The organism is Neisseria sp. SLRRB23 (assembly GCF_050896295.1).
Classification (GTDB): domain Bacteria; phylum Pseudomonadota; class Gammaproteobacteria; order Burkholderiales; family Neisseriaceae; genus Neisseria.
The window spans coordinates 33,825-50,347 of sequence record NZ_JBPBFH010000005.1 but is presented as its reverse complement, the minus strand read 5'-3'; the positions used below and the strand labels follow the sequence as shown (position 1 = coordinate 50,347).

Sequence of the window (16,523 nt, the reverse complement as noted above, 5' to 3'; positions counted from 1 at the left end):
TGTTTTGTAAATTTATAAGTCTCATTATGTCCAAATCCACCGTTTCCCCGATGATGCAGCAGTATCTCGCCATCAAATCGCAGCACGCCGACAAGTTGGTGTTTTACCGCATGGGCGACTTTTACGAGTTGTTTTTGGATGACGCGGTGGAAGCGGCGAAGTTGTTGGATATCACTCTGACCACGCGCGGGCAGATGGACGGCGTGCCGATTAAGATGGCGGGTGTGCCGTTTCACGCGGCGGAGCAGTATCTGGCGCGGCTGGTGAAGATGGGTAAAAGCGTGGCGGTGTGCGAGCAGGTGGGTGAAGTTGGCGCGGGCAAAGGGCCGGTGGAGCGCAAAGTCGTGCGCATCGTAACGCCCGGCACGCTGACCGACGCGGCGTTTTTGGAAGATAAGGAAACCAACCGCATCGCGGCGGTAAACGCGGATAAAAAACACATCGCCATTGCGTGGGCATCTTTGCAAAGCGGAGAATTCAAAACCAAGCTGACGACGGCGGACAAACTCGCCGACGAGCTGGCGCGTTTGCAGGCGGCGGAAATCCTGTTGCCCGATGGCAAAAGCCTGCCTGATGGTTTTCAGACGACCTCTGCCAACATCACGCGTCTGAACTCATGGCAGTTTGCCGCCGATGCGGGCGCGAAATTGTTGACCGAATACTTTGGCTGCCAAGACCTGCACGGCTTTGGTTTGGACGGCAAGGAACACGAAACCGCCGTCGGCGCGGCGGGCGCGCTGTTGAACTACATCCGCCTGACGCAAAACCTGATGCCGCAACACTTAGACGGCATCTCTCTCGAAACCGACAGCCAATATATCGGCATGGACGCCGCCACGCGCCGCAATCTCGAAATCACGCAAACCCTCTCCGGCAAAAAATCGCCGACCCTGTTTTCCATACTCGACGGCTGCGCCACCCACATGGGCAGCCGCCTCTTAGCACTTTGGCTGCACCACCCCTTACGCAGCCGTGCCCACATCCGCGCCCGCCAAGAAGCTGTTGCCGCGTTGGGTTCGCAATACGAAACCTTGCAAGGCCGTCTGAAAAACATTGCGGACATCGAGCGCATCGCCGCCCGCATCGCCGTCGGCAACGCCCGACCGCGCGACCTCGCCGCCCTGCGTGACAGCCTGTTTGCTCTGAATGAAATCGAATTGTCCGCCGAGGGCAGCAGTCTCTTAGAAACCCTTAAAGCCGTTTTCCCCGAAACCCTGCCAGTTGCCGAAACCCTCAAAGCCGCCGTGATGCCCGAACCTTCCGTCTGGCTGAAAGACGGCGGCGTCATAAACCAAGGTTATTGCGCAGAACTGGACGAACTGCGCCACATCCAAAACCACGGCGATGAATTCCTGCTTGAGCTTGAAGAGCGCGAACGCGAACGCACCGGTCTCTCCACCCTTAAAGTCGAGTTCAACCGCGTCCACGGCTTCTACATCGAGCTATCCAAAGTCCAGGCTGAACAAGCCCCCGCCGACTACCAACGCCGCCAGACCCTAAAAAACGCCGAACGCTTCATCACCCCCGAACTGAAAACCTTCGAAGACAAAGTCCTGACCGCGCAAGAGCAGGCATTGGCATTGGAAAAACGTCTGTTTGAAGCCCTGCTGAAAGAAGTTCAGACGGCATTGCCGCAGCTTCAAAAATCCGCCAAAGCCGCCACCGCCCTCGACGTACTTTCTACGTTTGCCGCCATTGCCGCCGAACGCGGCTTCGTCTGCCCCGAGTTTGCCGACTACCCCGTCATCCATATCGAAAACGGCCGCCATCCCGTCGTCGAGCAACAAGTACGCCACTTCACTGCCAACCACACCCGCCTCGACCACAAACACCGCCTCATGCTCCTGACCGGCCCCAATATGGGCGGCAAATCCACCTACATGCGCCAAGTCGCGCTGATTGTTTTATTGACACACACCGGCAGCTTCGTGCCTGCCGACTCTGCCCAAATCGGCCCCATTGACCAAATCTTCACCCGCATCGGCGCATCGGATGATTTAGCCTCCAACCGCTCTACCTTTATGGTCGAAATGAGCGAAACCGCCTACATCCTCCATCACGCCACCGACCAATCCCTCGTCCTTATGGACGAAGTCGGTCGCGGAACTTCGACTTTTGACGGCCTCGCCCTTGCCCAAGCCATCGCCGAACATTTGCTGCAAAAAAACAAATCCTTCAGCCTCTTCGCCACCCACTATTTCGAACTGACCAAACTGCCCGAAGCCCACGCTACGGCGGTCAATATGCNCCTCTCTGCACTCGAACAAGGACAAGATATCGTCTTCCTCCACCACATCGAACCCGGCCCCGCCAGCAAAAGCTACGGCATCGCCGTCGCCAAACTCGCCGGCCTGCCCAACCGCGCCCTCAAAGCCGCCCAAAAACATCTGAACGAGTTTGAAGCCCAAGCTGCCAACGCACAACCGCAGCTCGATATTTTCAACCTCATACCATCCGAACAAGATGATTCAGACAGCAACCGACCGTCAGAAAAATATGAGGACACAGCCCCCGAAGGGGTTTTGACGAAAGCCCTAAACCTCCTCAATCCCGACAGCCTGACCCCATTGGAAGCCCTGTCCGAACTGTACCGTTTAAAGGAGTTATCCCGACAGTCATCCTAAAATTTGTTTTGACAGGTTTTGTCTCCTTTTACCCGATTCAAAGCACATAAAAAATGCCGTCTGAACCTTTCAGACGGCATTTGACAACTTTTCCTATATTTTCTCCACATCCAACATCATAAGCGTTACCCATTCCCCATTGTATAGTGGATTAACAAAAATCAGGACAAGGCGACGAAGCCGCAGACAGTACAGATAGTACGGCAAGGCGAGGCAACGCTGTACTGGTTTAAATTTAATCCACTATAAAAATGCCGTCTGACGGCTATCCAGCCGAATGACTGATAAAAGGCTTGCGCATCAGGCGTGTAAAGATACAACTGCCGTATGCCTAACGAGTGCGCCGCCTCTATGCAATGCGCAACCAAGTATCTGCCCACACCTTTTCCACGGTGCTCGGAAAGCACAAAGACATCGCCCAACCAATATTCATATTGCGGGAACGCAGCAATGTCATGCCGTTTGATCGCAGCCGAACCCAGCAGTACATGAGAATGACCGATAGTGGCAAATTATCGCCCCTCAAGCACTCGTGATAATAGCTGCGGATTTTATCCACAGACGACTAAGGGGCAAAATCATGCCATTCTTCAAACAAAGCCTAAGCCAGATTGTCAATATGCCGCACCTCTAAACGCACAATGGAAACAACATCATTCTTGCTCAGGCCGCCGTATTTTCTTTCCTCAAAATCAGAATGCATCGGTTAATTTCCCGCCGCTTTCGTTCCTCCTGCACCATAAACCGCATTCCAAGCATTGTCCAAGCGCAGTCCCGCCTGTCTCAACTCTTCCTCCTGCCGCGCTTTCATCGCCATCGCATTGGGAATTTCCGCTTCCAAACGGGTAATATCCGCCTGTGCAGCCTGCAACCGTCTGCGCGCATCTTCCAAATCCGACTGCATCCCGATAATTTTTCCATCAAGATTGTTTTGTTTTTGCAATAAGGCACGGTAACCAGATTGGATACTGAGCAAATTGTCTTCAGCATCCCCTGCCCATACACTGGTAGAAAAAACAAACATCAGAAAATACAATATTTTTTTCATGTTCAACTTCCGTCTGAATGCCGTCTGAAGCCGCATTCCGACATCAGACGGCATTGCCCGCACCTGTGGATAACTTAAGCACGGATGCGTTTCAACACTTCCTCTTTGCTGATTAATGCCAACACGGCATCGACGCTCGGGGTTTTTGCCGTACCGCAGACAGCAAGGCGCAGGGGCATACCGAGTTTGCCCATTTTGATGCCTTCTTCGTCACAGAAGGGTTTGAACAAGTCGTGGATGGCTTCGGCATTCCAGTCTTCCAGCCCTTCGAGGCGTTCGGCGAAGCGCAGCATACGAGCGGCGGCTTCGTCGTCCCAGTGTTTCTGCACGTCTGCCTCGGCAGGGATTTGTTTTTTGTAGAAATACAGGCATTCGTCTGCCAAGGCGTTCAAATCTTGGGCGCGGTCTTTGACCAGTGCCAACACGTCTTCCAACGCAGGTTTTTCGGTTTCATGAATATCGCGCAGGGCAAGGCGCGGGTTGACGAGTTCGGCGAGTTTGCCGTTGGGCGTGATTTTGATGTGTTCGCCGTTAATCCAGTAGAGTTTCTTCAAGTCCATACGGCTTGGGGAAGGGGAAACGTCTTTCAAATCAAACCATTCGATGAATTGTTCCATCGTAAAGAACTCGTCGTCGCCGTGCGCCCAGCCCAAACGCGCCAGATAGTTGAGCATAGCTTCAGGTAGGATGCCCATCGCGCCGAAGTCGGTGATGGCAACGGTATCGCCGCTGCGTTTGGAGATTTTTTTGCCTTGTTCGTTGAGAATCATGGGCAGGTGGCCGTATTCGGGCAGGTTTGCGCCGATGGCTTTTAAGATGTTGATTTGTTTCGGCGTGTTGTTCACATGGTCGTCGCCGCGGATAACGTGGGTAACGCCCATGTCGTAGTCGTCTACGACAACGCAGAAGTTGTAGGTCGGCGTGCCGTCGGCGCGGGCGATAATCAGGTCGTCGAGTGCTTCGTTGGGGATGGAGATTTCGCCTTTGACCAAGTCTGTCCATTTGGTCACGCCGTCCAAAGGTGTTTTGAAACGGACAACGGGTTGTACGTCGGACGGGATTTCGGGCAGGGTTTTACCTACTTCCGGACGCCAGCGGCGGTCGTAAGTCGCCGAGCCTTCTTTTTCGGCTTTCTCGCGCATGGCTTCCAGCTCTTCTTTGCTGCAATAGCAGTAGTAGGCATGGCCTTTTTCTAAAAGTTCGGCAATGACTTCTTTATAGCGGTCGAAGCGGCGGGTTTGGTAAACGACGTTGTCGGCGTTGTCGTAATCGAGACCGACCCATTTCATGCCGTCAAGGATGATGTTAACGGATTCGGCAGTAGAGCGCGCCAAGTCGGTGTCTTCGATACGCAATAGGAACTCGCCTTTGTGATGGCGGGCAAATGCCCATGAAAACAAGGCGGTACGCACGCCGCCGATGTGCAGGTAGCCGGTGGGGCTGGGGGCGAAACGGGTTTTGACGGTCATGATGGCTCCAGAATCTTTAAAACGGCTTATTTTACTGTTTTTACCGTGCTTAAGCATTAAAAATGCCGTCTGAAGCTTACTTGCGGATAAGTTTCAGACGGCATTTCTTTGTTTTCAACCAAACAGCCAATTGAAAAAACGCCTCCCCCATTTTTCCAAACGGTAAAGGGTGAGGGCATATCCTTCATGAAGGATAAAATTTTTCTTTCCGCTCACGGTATCAAAACGTGTCGTCGGCGTGGCGGAAACATAAACCCGAACCCCTAAATCCTCGGCCATTTCCGCAGCACGGGCCAAGTGATAGGGATCGCTGACGATTACCACGCTGGAAATACCGTTGGCCTGTAAAATCGGACGGATGTTGTTCAGATTTTCATAGGTATTGCGCGACGTGTTTTCAAATAAGATATTGTGCGCCGGAACACCTTGTTTGAGCGCGTACCGCCGCCCGACTTCGGCTTCCGTCATGTAACCCTTTTTACTTCTGCCGCCGGTAAAAATAATTTTACCGACCCTGTGCCCCTGATAAAGCGCGATGGCATGGTTGATGCGTTCCCGAAAAACAGGGGACGGGCGTTTGTCCCATGCGGCAGCTCCCAAAACCAATGCGGCATCCGCACGGGTACCAGTGGGTAAAACTCCTTCATTCAGCCGATACACCGTCCAAACGGATGAGGCAAACAACGAGGCAAACAAAAAAAACCAAAAGCAAAAACCGCCGAGCAGGTAATAGCGCAACCCTTCACGGCTGCGAAACAGCCGTTTTTTCACAATATCGCTTCAATATTTTCCAAAGGCCTTCCGATGGCAGCCTTACCGTTCGCCAAAACAATCGGGCGTTCCAGTAAAGCAGGGTGTTCAACAATCGCCTGCAGCAGCGCATCGTTATCCAAATCCGGATTATCCAAACCCAAATCCCGATACAAATCATCCTTGACGCGCATCATGCCCCGAACCGAATCCAAACCCAATTTGTTAAAAATATCCCGTAATGCAGGCAAATCAGGCGGGTTATCCAAATACCCGACCACATCGGCCGATATCCCGCGTTCCTCCAAAAGGGATAAGGCGGCCCGTGACTTACTGCAACGCGGATTGTGGAAAATTTTGATTTCAGACATGACATTTCCTTACTTCTCCACAATCTCCTTATTATCGGCTTACGCAGGCTTTTACTCAATATCTCCCTTCGAACCATAGACAGCCGTACCAAACGGTTTACAATACCCCAATCCATATACGGAGGACAAAAAATGAAACACTTACCGCTTGCCGCAATCGCACTTGCCGGCGTACTGGTTTCCCATACCGCATCGGCAGACGAGCTTGCCGGCTGGAAAGACAATGCCGCGCAAAGCCTGCAATCACTCAAAGCCCCTGTCCGCATAGTCAATCTTTGGGCGACTTGGTGCGGCCCGTGCCGCAAAGAGATGCCGGTTATGTCCAAATGGTACAAAGCCCAGAAAAAAGGCAGCGTCGATATGGTCGGTATCGCGCTCGACACATCCGACAATATCGGTAACTTCCTCAAGCAGACCCCCGTCGGCTATCCGGTTTGGCGTTACACCGGGGCGAACAGCCGAAACTTTATGAAATCCTATGGAAACACTGTCGGCGTATTACCCTTTACCGTCGTCGAAGCCCCGAAATGCGGATACAAGCAGACCATTACCGGGGAAGTAAACGAAAAAAGCCTGACGGAAGCAGTCAAACTCGCCTATTCAAAATGCCGTTAAATCTCTTATGCCGTCTGAAATGACTTCAGACGGCATTTTTCCCTCCCAGCCTTCGGTATCCGCCAAACTTATCCACTATCTAAAAACGAACGGAATCTTTATAATCTCCGTTACTTACTTATTGTTCAGACAGCATACCGCAAACACCTCATCTTCAGGCAAACAACCTGATACAGTATGCCCTTCTATAGGAACTCCCATGATCCGTTTCGAACAAGTTTCCAAAACCTATCCTGGCGGTTTTGAAGCCCTGAAAAACGTCAGCTTCCAAATCAACAAAGGCGAGATGATTTTTATCGCAGGACACTCCGGTTCAGGCAAATCCACCGTCCTCAAGCTGATTTCGGGTATTACCAAACCAAGCAGGGGTAAAGTCCACTTCAACAACCAAGACCTCGGCATACTGACCGACAACCAAATCGGCTTTATGCGCCAACATATCGGCATCGTGTTCCAAGACCACAAAATCCTCTACGACCGCAACGTCCTGCAAAACGTCATCCTCCCGCTGAGGATTATCGGTTATCCGCCGCGCAAAGCCGAAGAACGCGCCCGCATCGCCATTGAAAAAGTCGGCTTGAAAGGGCGAGAATTGGACGATCCCGTAACCCTCTCGGGCGGTGAACAACAACGCCTGTGCATTGCCCGCGCCGTCGTTCATCAGCCTAGCCTGCTGATTGCCGACGAACCCTCAGCCAACCTCGACCGCGCCTACGCGCTCGACATCATGGAATTGTTCAAAACCTTCCACGAAGCAGGAACTACCGTCATCGTTGCCGCCCATGACGAAACCCTTATGGCGGACTACGGACACCGCATCCTGCGCCTCTCGAAAGGACGTCTCGCATGAGCATCATTCACTACGTCTCGCTACACGTCGAATCCGCACGCACCGCACTCAAACAACTCATGCGCCAACCTGTCGGCACGATACTGACCCTCCTGATGCTCGCCGTCGCCATGACGTTGCCGCTGTTTATGTATTTGGGCATCCAAAGCGGACAAAGCGTTTTAGGCAAACTCAACGAGTCGCCGCAAATCACAATCTATATGGAAACCGCTGCCGCACAAAGCGACAGCGATACCGTGCGCAGCCTGCTGACGCGCGACAAACGGCTCGACAATATCCGCTTTATCAGCAAAGAAGACGGTTTGGAAGAATTACAGTCCAATCTCGACCAAAATCTGATTTCCATGCTTGACGGCAACCCCCTGCCGGATGTCTTTATCGTTACCCCCGACCCAGCAACCACTCCCGATCAAATGCAGGCAATCTACCGAGACATTACCAAACTGCCTATGGTCGAATCCGCCAACATGGATACGGAATGGGTACAGACTCTGTACCAAATCAACGAATTCATCCGTAAAATTTTATGGTTTCTTTCACTGACGCTGGGGATGGCGTTCGTCCTTGTCGCACACAACACCATCCGCCTACAAATCCTCAGCCGCAAAGAAGAAATCGAAATTACCAAGCTGCTCGGCGCGCCCGCATCGTTTATCCGCCGCCCATTCCTTTATCAAGCCATGTGGCAGAGCATTCTTTCCGCCGCCGTCAGCCTGGGGCTTTGCGGCTGGCTGCTCTCCGCCGTGCGCCCCTTGGTCGATGCCATCTTCAAACCCTACGGGCTTAATATCGCCTGGCGTTTCTTCTACCTGGGAGAAATCGTGCTGGTGTTCAGCTTCGTCGTCGCACTGGGGATATTAGGGGCATGGCTTGCCACCACCCAACACCTGCTCGGTTTTAAAGCCAGAAAATAATCCCGATAAAATGCTGTCTGAAGCCGTTTTCAGACGGCATTTCAATTTGCCAGTATAATGGCGCATTTTTCCAATAAGGAACCCACCATGCTGACCCCGGAACAAGTAAAAGCCATGATTGAAGGCGTGGCAAAATGCGAACATATCGAAGTAGAAGGCGACGGACACCATTTTTTCGCCGTTATCGTTTCATCAGAATTTGAAGGCAAAGCACGCCTCGCGCGCCACCGCCTGATTAAAGACGGGCTCAAAGCCCAACTGGAAAGCAACGAACTGCACGCACTTTCCATTTCGGTAGCCGCCACACCGGCAGAATGGAATGCCAAAGCACAATAACCACCGCACAAAAATGCCGTCTGAAACAGCACAACGTTTCAGACGGCATTTTTTATCTCAAACCACTTACGCGCCGCGTTTTTCCAAAGCGGCTACGGCAGGCAGCTCTTTGCCTTCCAAGAACTCAAGGAACGCGCCGCCTCCGGTAGAAATATAGCCGATTTGGTCGGTAACGCCAAATTTGGCAATCGCCGCCAGCGTGTCGCCGCCGCCCGCAATCGAGAAGGCTTTGCTTTGGGCGATGGCTTCGGCAAGGGCTTTTGTGCCGCCTGCGAATTGATCGAACTCGAACACGCCGACCGGCCCGTTCCAAACGACCGTACCGGCGGCTTTAAGCAACTCGGCAAGCGCGGCGGCGGATTTCGGGCCGATGTCCAAAATCATCTCGTCTTCGGCAACGTCGGCAATGTCTTTTACCACCGCTTCAGCATCGGCGGCAAAGGCTTTGGCAACGACGACATCGGTCGGTAGCGGCACGGAACCGCCTTTAGCCGCCATTTTTGCCATAATTTTTTTAGATTCTTCCACCAAATCGTGTTCCGCCAAAGATTTACCGATGGCTTTGCCTTCCGCCAACAGGAAGGTGTTGGCAATGCCGCCGCCGACGATGAGTTGGTCAACTTTATCCGCCAGCGATTCGAGGATGGTCAGCTTGGTGGACACTTTGCTGCCGGCAACGATGGCAACCATCGGGCGCGCGGGTTGTTTCAAGGCTTTGCCCAAAGCGTCGAGTTCGCCCGCCATCAATACGCCGGCGCAGGCAACGGGCTCGGCTTGGGCAACGGCTTCAGTCGAGGCTTGGGCGCGGTGGGCGGTGCCGAACGCGTCATTGACGAACACGTCGCACAAGGCGGCATAGGCTTTGCCCAGTTCCAAATCGTTTTTCTTCTCGCCTTTGTTGATGCGCACGTTTTGCAGCATGACGACATCGCCAGCGTTCAGGGTAGGTTTGTTTTCACGCCAGTCGTTCAATACTTTCACGTCTTTACCCAACAGGCTACCCAAGTGCGCGGCAACGGGCGCGACATCGTCTTCAGGATGAAACTCGCCCTCGGTCGGGCGGCCCAAGTGGGTCATCACAATAACGGACGCGCCGTTGTCCAAGCAGTATTTGACGGACGCGAGCGAGGCGCGGATACGGGTGTCGTCGCTGATTTTGCCGCCTTTGAACGGCACGTTCATATCGGCGCGGATGAGGACGGTTTTGCCTTGAACATTTTGTTCGGTCAGTTTCAGAAATGCCATCATAAGTCCTTTTTTCAAATAGGTTTTATTGTAGGGGAATGAATCATGCCGTCTGAAACGATTCAGACGGCATGATGACCCATTTATCCGGAGATGCGCTCGATTGTCGCACCGACTTTACCGAGCTTTTTCTCAATATTTTCATAACCGCGATCCAAGTGGTAAATCTGTTCGACCACAGTTTCCCCCCGTGCTACCAAACCGGCGATAACAAGGCTGGCGGAAGCGCGCAAGTCCGTCGCCTTGACGACCGCCCCCGAAAGCTGCTCCACCCCTTGGACAAATGCCGTATTGCCCTCGGTCGTTATTTTCGCCCCCATCCGGTTTAACTCTGGAACGTGCATAAAACGGTTTTCAAAAATTGTCTCCACCACACGGCAGCTTCCCTCAGACACGGCATTCAACGCCATGAACTGCGCCTGCATATCGGTAGGAAAACCGGGATGGACGACTGTACGGATATCCACTGCCTTCGGACGTTGACGCATATCGATGGCAATCCAATCGTCTCCGACTTCGATTAACGCCCCGGCCTCGACCAATTTGTCCAAAACCACTTCCATGGTTTTCGGTGCGGCATTTCGCAAAACCACCTTGCCGCCGGTCATTGCCACCGCACACAGGAACGTACCCGCTTCAATCCTGTCGGGGACAACACTGTGTTCGCAGCCGTGCAACTCATCCACTCCTTCCACAATCATGGTTGAGGTTCCTATACCGCTGATTTTCGCTCCCATCTTTATCAGGCATTCAGCCAAATCAACCACCTCAGGCTCGATGGCGCAATTTTCCAAAACCGTCGTACCCTCGGCCAGAGTAGCCGCCATCAGCAGGTTTTCCGTACCGCCGACCGTTACCACATCCATTGCCACACGCGTGCCTTTAAGCTTACCCTTGGCTTTGACGTAACCGTGTTCGATAACAATCTCAGCACCCATCGCTTCTAAGCCTTTCAAATGCTGGTCGACAGGGCGGGAACCGATGGCACAACCGCCCGGCAGACTGACTTGCGCCTCACCGAAACGCGCCAGCGTAGGGCCGAGTACCAAAATTGAGGCGCGCATGGTTCTGACCAATTCGTAAGGGGCGCAGGTATTGTTTACCGTACCTCCGTTGATTTCAAATTCACTGATATTGTCGGTCAGAACGCGTGCGCCCATCCCTTGAAGCAGTTTTTGCGTGGTTTTGACATCAGCCAGCATGGGGACGTTTTTCAGGCGGAGCGTACCTGATGTCAGCAAGCCAGCACACATCAGCGGTAAAGCTGCATTTTTTGCACCGGAAACTGTAATTTCGCCGTTGAGCGGCCCGTTTGCGGAGATTTTCAGTTTATCCACGTTTGTTCTTCCATGATAATCTCGGGAGGTATCTCCCTGAATAAGGTATATTTTCCGAATGGCAGAATTATAAAGGATTTTTACCGCCGATACGTTGTACTGAAAAGAATTTGGTGAAATACCGGCTACTTTTAGCATTACATTAAAGAAACAAATAAAAAAGCCGAGCTTTAAAGCTCGGCTTTTTTATTTTATCTGGTGGGTCGTGAGCGATTCGAACGCTCGACCAACGGATTAAAAGTCCGCTGCTCTACCGACTGAGCTAACGACCCGATAAGTTCGAAATTCTATACATCAAGCCTAATGCTGTCAACCATTTTGTCGGCGTTCAGACGGCATTTTATTTATCAAGCTGTTTTTTCGTATAAATTAACGAGGTCAGTATCGATGCACCCAACGCGCCGAACACGACCGACAGCGAAACGGAAATCGGGATATGTACCCAATGCATTACCAACATTTTCACACCGATAAAACTCAACACGAATGCCAAGCCGTATTTCAGGAAGATAAAGCGTTCCGCCACATCCGCCAGTAGGAAATACATCGCCCGCAAACCCAAAATAGCGAAAATATTGGAAGTCAGCACGATAAACGGATCGGTGGTAACGGCAAAGACGGCGGGAATACTGTCCACAGCAAACACGACATCGCTCAATTCAATCATGACCAGCACCAAAAACAGCGGCGTGGCGATTTTTTTGCCGTTTTCGACGGTAAAAAAATTCTCGCCGTGAAACGCCGTGCCGACCGGAACGACTTTCTTGACGGCATTCAGCAGCCTGCTGTTTGCCAAATCCTCTTTCTCATCGCCTTCGGGCTTCATCATGTGTATGCCGGTATAGAGCAGGAACGCGCCGAACAGATACAGAATCCACTCGAACTGCCGAACCAGTGCCGCGCCGACGAAAATCATGACGGTGCGCAATACCAATGCGCCCAATACGCCGTACAGCAGCACGCGGTGCTGAAACTGCGGTGCGACTTTGAAGTAGCCGAATATCATCAGGAACACGAAAATATTGTCGACTGCCAACGATTTTTCCAAAATGTAGCCGGTAAAGAATTCCAATACTTTTTCTTTTGCGGCTGCCGCGCCGTAGCCGGGGTTGCCGGCGAGTTCGAAATACAGCCAGCCTGCGAACAGGCAGGATACGGCAACCCACAAGCCGCTCCATGCCAAGGCTTCTTTGACACCGACTTTATGGCTGCCGTTTTTCTTCAGCGAAAACATATCCAAGGCAATCATGACCAGCACTGCCGCAAAAAAAACGCCGTAAAACAACGGCGACCCGATACCGGGATATTCTGTCATGGTTCAATCTCCTGATTTGAAATGTAGTTGTGTTACCAGCTGATGTAGAACATAGCCTTCGCCAAAAACACAATCAGCAGCATATGGGTAAAGACAACGGCGTGTATGTATTTCGACCACCTCACGGTTAACGTGGAGCGCGCCATTTTGACGACGGCTATGGCAAAGTGCACCAACACGCTGCACGCAAGCAGGATTTTCAGCGTCAGCATCGTACCGAATGAAGTAGCAAACGGTTCGCCCAATATAGGAAGGTAGCGGTTTGCCGCCATCACGATGCCGCTGGCGAACAGCAGTCCGACCACAAACGGCATCACCCTGACGGCGCGGTAAGACATTGCCTTTTCCACTTCGCGCCGCGCCTCGCGCGACACCCGTCCCGTATGCAGGACGGACAAAACCAGCATTTCAAAAAATACGCCTCCAACAAAGGCAATGGCGCAATACAGGTGGACAATGTGCGCAACGGCATAAATGCTCATACGATACCCCTACCTAAATCTGTGAATGCCGATTGTATCACTCGCATACGGAAGCCGCATTTCGCACTGACTGGCAAATCATTTCCGCCATTCTCCCACTGGCCCCGCGATGTTGGGAAATGAATTTTTCGATACGCCCACTCATCGGTGCGCCGCTTCCTCCTTGCGCCAATACCGATTCGACCGCCTCACGCCATCCGTCTGCAGAATCCACCTGGATTGCCGCACCGGCCTCCAGTGCATGGCTGCATGCCTGTGCAAAGTTGTAGGTAGAAAAGCCGAATATCGTCGGAACGCCGCAGGAAAGCGGTTCGATGATGTTTTGACAGCCGGAATCCACCAAGCTTCCTCCGACAAAGGCGACATCGGCACTTAAATAATACGCATGCAGTTCCCCCATACTGTCCCCTATCCAGACTTGCGTATCGGCCGCCACCGGCAAACCGTCGCTGCGCCGCTGAACCTTAAACCCGAAGCGTTCTGCCGTTTCAAATGCCGTCTGAAAATGCTCTGGATGCCGTGGGACAATAACCAAAAGTGTATTTCCGCGATATTTCCGCCATGCCGCCAACAGTTTCTCCGCCTCGTCCTCCCCTTTGTATACGCGCGTACTGCCGCACACGGCAACCGGACGGCCTCCGATTCGTTTTTTAAATTTATCCGCCAGTATATTCATACATTCAGACGGCATCATGTCGTATTTGGTATTGCCGCACACACTGCTTTCCCGTACGCCTATTCGCATCAGGCGGGCTGCATCCGCCTCCGTCCGAGCCAGGCAGCCGGACAATGAAGCTGCTGCAGGACGGATCAGGCTGAGTATTTTTAAATATCCTTCCAGAGATTTTTCCGACAGCCTTGCATTTGCCAAAAACAGCGGAATCCCTTCCGCCCGACACGCCGTCATCAGGTTGGGCCAAATTTCCGTTTCCATCAATACACCGAACAAAGGGCGGTGTTCGCGCAAAAACTGCCTCACCCATGCCTTCCTGTCATAAGGCAGGTAACGGCATTGTGCATCAGGAAACACCGCCTGAGCCGTTTCCCGCCCTGTCGGTGTCATCTGGGTAATCAGCAGCGGCACGCCGGGAAAACGCTGCCTTAACTCATTCACCAGCGGTAAGGCGGCACGCGTTTCACCGACAGACACCGCATGTATCCAAATCGCGCCTCTAACCGGATGCTGATGCGGTTTGCCGAAGCGTTCCCCCCAATTTTCCCTATACGCCGGAGATTTCTCCGCCCGCTTGCGAAGCCGGTGCCGTATCAATACCGGCACAAATCGCCACAACACATCATAAAGCCATTGAAACATTAAAATTTTCCGTAAAACAAATGCCGTCTGAACGGTTCAGACGGCATATCCTGAAACAGTTTTAAATATCGTACGTCGTCGAAGCGGTATCTCCGCCTTTGCCCGTCCAGTTCGTATGGAAAAACTCGCCTCTCGGTTTATCGGTCCGTTCGTACGTATGCGCACCGAAATAGTCGCGTTGCGCCTGCAGCAGGTTGGCAGGCAGCCGTTGAGACGTATAGCCGTCTAAAAACGTAACGGCGGAAGCCATGCACGGCATGGGGATACCGCATTCGATTGCCTTGGCAACCACTTTCCGCCATGCCGGAAGGCATGTTTCCAAAATATTTTTAAAGTAAGGATCGGTACCTAAAAACACCAAATCCGGATTGTTTTCATAGGCATCGCGGATATTGCTTAAGAATGCGCTGCGGATAATGCACCCCTCGCGCCAGAGCAAGGCCGTTTTGCCGTAGTTTAAATTCCAGTTATAGGTGTCCCCCGCTTCCCGAATCAGCATAAATCCTTGCGCATACGAAATTATTTTTGATGCAAGTAATGCTTGACGCAAATTGTCGACCCATTGTTTTTTATCCCCATCCACAGGGAAAACTTTTTGTCCGAACAATTTACTGTTTTGAGTACGCTGTTCTTTCATCGAAGAAACACAACGGGCAAACACGGCTTCTGAAATCAACGTCAGCGGAATACCTAAATCCAGCGCATTGATACCCGTCCATTTCCCCGTTCCCTTTTGTCCTGCCGTATCGAGGATTTTTTCAACCAGCGGTTCGCCTCCCTCGTCTTTGTACGCCAAAATGGATGCCGTAATTTCAATAAGATACGAGTTAAGCTCGGTTTGATTCCATTCGGCGAATACTTGATGCATTTCTTCGTGGGACATACCTAGGCCATCTTTCATAAATTGGTATGCCTCGCAAATCAACTGCATATCGCCGTATTCGATGCCGTTGTGCACCATTTTGACAAAATGTCCCGCGCCATCCCTGCCGACCCAATCGCAACACGGCTCACCTTGAGGGGTTTTCGCGGCAATCGCCTGGAAAATCGGTTTAACAGCTTCCCATGCGCGCTCATCTCCGCCTGGCATAATAGACGGGCCGTGCCGTGCGCCTTCCTCCCCACCGGAGACCCCCATACCGACAAACAAAATGCCTTTTTCGGAAAGGTTACGGGTGCGTCTGGTTGTATCCGGATAATTGGCATTTCCTCCGTCAATGATGATATCGCCCTTATCCAAAAGCGGCAACAGCTGTTCGATAAAGTCGTCAACCACCGAACCTGCCTTAACCATCAGCATAATTTTTCTTGGTTTTTCCAGTTTATCAACCAAGTCCTGTAACGAATATGCGCCGATAACGTCCGTACCTTGTGCAGCACCTTTTAAAAATTCGTCAACTTTAGAAACAGTCCGGTTATAGGCAACAACCTTAAAACCATGATCGTTCATATTCAGAATCAAGTTTTGTCCCATAACGGCCAAACCGATTAAACCCAGATTGCCTTTCATTCCTGGAAGCTCCGTCATTGATTTAATTTATTAATATTAACTCTACCTGATTTACATCTGTTTAACAATATTTAACGTTTAAAGTTTTGAAAAAGGTTCTTTACGCTTTTGCCAGACTTGCGTTGAGGAATTTAATTTAAATATAAATTTAAATAATAAAAAACTGATGATATTGAGTCTGAAAACCTTCTGTGTATAACTTTTTTTTGTATTTATTTTCAATATGATGCTGTTTTGTTTGGGTGTCGGCAAGTTAGCAGGGGCTTTGTGCATTTCTGTGGATAGATTTGCTTGGAATTTAAGACCTGTGAATAACTTTACTGTTATACAGTGTTATTCTCG

At 51.7% G+C, this 16,523-nt stretch carries 15 protein-coding genes, 1 tRNA gene and 1 pseudogene; 5 read left to right on the top strand and 12 right to left on the bottom strand.

Annotated elements, in window-relative coordinates; all coding sequences use genetic code 11:
* Positions 1-26: 26 nt before the first annotated feature.
* A complete protein-coding gene (mutS, locus tag ACRPFF_RS02110) occupies positions 27-2,624 on the top strand; it encodes a DNA mismatch repair protein MutS (RefSeq protein ID WP_432673670.1) in 2,598 nt (865 codons plus the stop codon).
* Between the two features lie 239 nt (positions 2,625-2,863).
* On the opposite strand, the pseudogene ACRPFF_RS02105 reads toward mutS, so the two are convergent.
* The 5 genes and pseudogenes from ACRPFF_RS02105 to arsC all read right to left on the bottom strand — a co-directional run.
* Positions 2,864-3,222 (bottom strand): annotated as a pseudogene (locus tag ACRPFF_RS02105) (GNAT family N-acetyltransferase); the annotation flags it as partial.
* A gap of 108 nt (positions 3,223-3,330) precedes the next feature.
* Positions 3,331-3,726: a hypothetical protein gene (locus ACRPFF_RS02100; protein WP_432673669.1), complete on the bottom strand. Its 396-nt coding sequence runs from the start codon at positions 3,724-3,726 to the stop codon at positions 3,331-3,333.
* 20 nt (positions 3,727-3,746) lie between these two features.
* Complete coding sequence (gene gltX, locus ACRPFF_RS02095) at positions 3,747-5,141, bottom strand: glutamate--tRNA ligase (RefSeq protein ID WP_432673668.1); 1,395 nt, start codon at positions 5,139-5,141, stop codon at positions 3,747-3,749.
* Positions 5,142-5,255: 114 nt separating this feature from the next.
* The gene (locus ACRPFF_RS02090; protein WP_314169208.1) at positions 5,256-5,912 is read right to left on the bottom strand and encodes a YdcF family protein; all 657 of its coding nucleotides are present in this window, start codon (positions 5,910-5,912) and stop codon (positions 5,256-5,258) included.
* Positions 5,909-6,262, bottom strand: a complete 354-nt coding sequence (gene arsC, locus ACRPFF_RS02085; RefSeq protein WP_107860336.1) for an arsenate reductase (glutaredoxin) — start codon at positions 6,260-6,262, stop codon at positions 5,909-5,911. The genes ACRPFF_RS02090 and arsC overlap by 4 nt, the downstream gene beginning before the upstream one ends.
* Positions 6,263-6,394: 132 nt before the next feature.
* Between arsC and ACRPFF_RS02080 the strand changes: the two genes are divergently transcribed.
* The 4 genes from ACRPFF_RS02080 (at position 6,395) to ACRPFF_RS02065 (ending at position 8,977) form a co-directional block, all read left to right on the top strand.
* Positions 6,395-6,877, top strand: coding sequence for a TlpA disulfide reductase family protein (locus ACRPFF_RS02080; RefSeq protein WP_101119965.1), 483 nt, complete (start codon positions 6,395-6,397; stop codon positions 6,875-6,877).
* 199 nt (positions 6,878-7,076) lie between these two features.
* On the top strand, positions 7,077-7,727 hold the full coding sequence (locus ACRPFF_RS02075; RefSeq protein WP_101119964.1) for a cell division ATP-binding protein FtsE: 651 nt from the start codon (positions 7,077-7,079) through the stop codon (positions 7,725-7,727).
* On the top strand, positions 7,724-8,641 hold the full coding sequence (ftsX, locus tag ACRPFF_RS02070; RefSeq protein WP_432673667.1) for a permease-like cell division protein FtsX: 918 nt from the start codon (positions 7,724-7,726) through the stop codon (positions 8,639-8,641). Before ACRPFF_RS02075 ends, ftsX begins: the two co-directional genes overlap by 4 nt.
* Before the next feature lie 87 nt (positions 8,642-8,728).
* On the top strand, positions 8,729-8,977 hold the full coding sequence (locus ACRPFF_RS02065; protein ID WP_002218280.1) for a BolA family protein: 249 nt from the start codon (positions 8,729-8,731) through the stop codon (positions 8,975-8,977).
* A 66-nt stretch (positions 8,978-9,043) separates the two neighbouring features.
* Here the strand turns inward: ACRPFF_RS02065 and ACRPFF_RS02060 are convergent, their stop codons facing one another.
* From ACRPFF_RS02060 to gnd, 7 genes are all read right to left on the bottom strand, one after another.
* Positions 9,044-10,222: a phosphoglycerate kinase gene (locus tag ACRPFF_RS02060; RefSeq protein ID WP_432673666.1), complete on the bottom strand. Its 1,179-nt coding sequence runs from the start codon at positions 10,220-10,222 to the stop codon at positions 9,044-9,046.
* Positions 10,223-10,305: 83 nt separating this feature from the next.
* The gene (murA, locus tag ACRPFF_RS02055; RefSeq protein ID WP_107961001.1) at positions 10,306-11,559 is read right to left on the bottom strand and encodes a UDP-N-acetylglucosamine 1-carboxyvinyltransferase; all 1,254 of its coding nucleotides are present in this window, start codon (positions 11,557-11,559) and stop codon (positions 10,306-10,308) included.
* Positions 11,560-11,755: 196 nt separating this feature from the next.
* A tRNA-Lys gene (locus ACRPFF_RS02050) sits at positions 11,756-11,831 on the bottom strand.
* A gap of 68 nt (positions 11,832-11,899) precedes the next feature.
* The gene (locus ACRPFF_RS02045; protein ID WP_432673665.1) at positions 11,900-12,874 is read right to left on the bottom strand and encodes a TerC family protein; all 975 of its coding nucleotides are present in this window, start codon (positions 12,872-12,874) and stop codon (positions 11,900-11,902) included.
* A 32-nt stretch (positions 12,875-12,906) separates the two neighbouring features.
* Positions 12,907-13,356, bottom strand: coding sequence for a CopD family copper resistance protein (locus ACRPFF_RS02040; RefSeq protein WP_101116216.1), 450 nt, complete (start codon positions 13,354-13,356; stop codon positions 12,907-12,909).
* Between the two features lie 37 nt (positions 13,357-13,393).
* Positions 13,394-14,671, bottom strand: coding sequence for a lipid IV(A) 3-deoxy-D-manno-octulosonic acid transferase (waaA, locus tag ACRPFF_RS02035; RefSeq protein WP_432673664.1), 1,278 nt, complete (start codon positions 14,669-14,671; stop codon positions 13,394-13,396).
* A 61-nt stretch (positions 14,672-14,732) separates the two neighbouring features.
* Positions 14,733-16,181, bottom strand: a complete 1,449-nt coding sequence (gene gnd / locus ACRPFF_RS02030) for a decarboxylating NADP(+)-dependent phosphogluconate dehydrogenase (RefSeq protein WP_432673663.1) — start codon at positions 16,179-16,181, stop codon at positions 14,733-14,735.
* Positions 16,182-16,523: the final 342 nt, after the last annotated feature.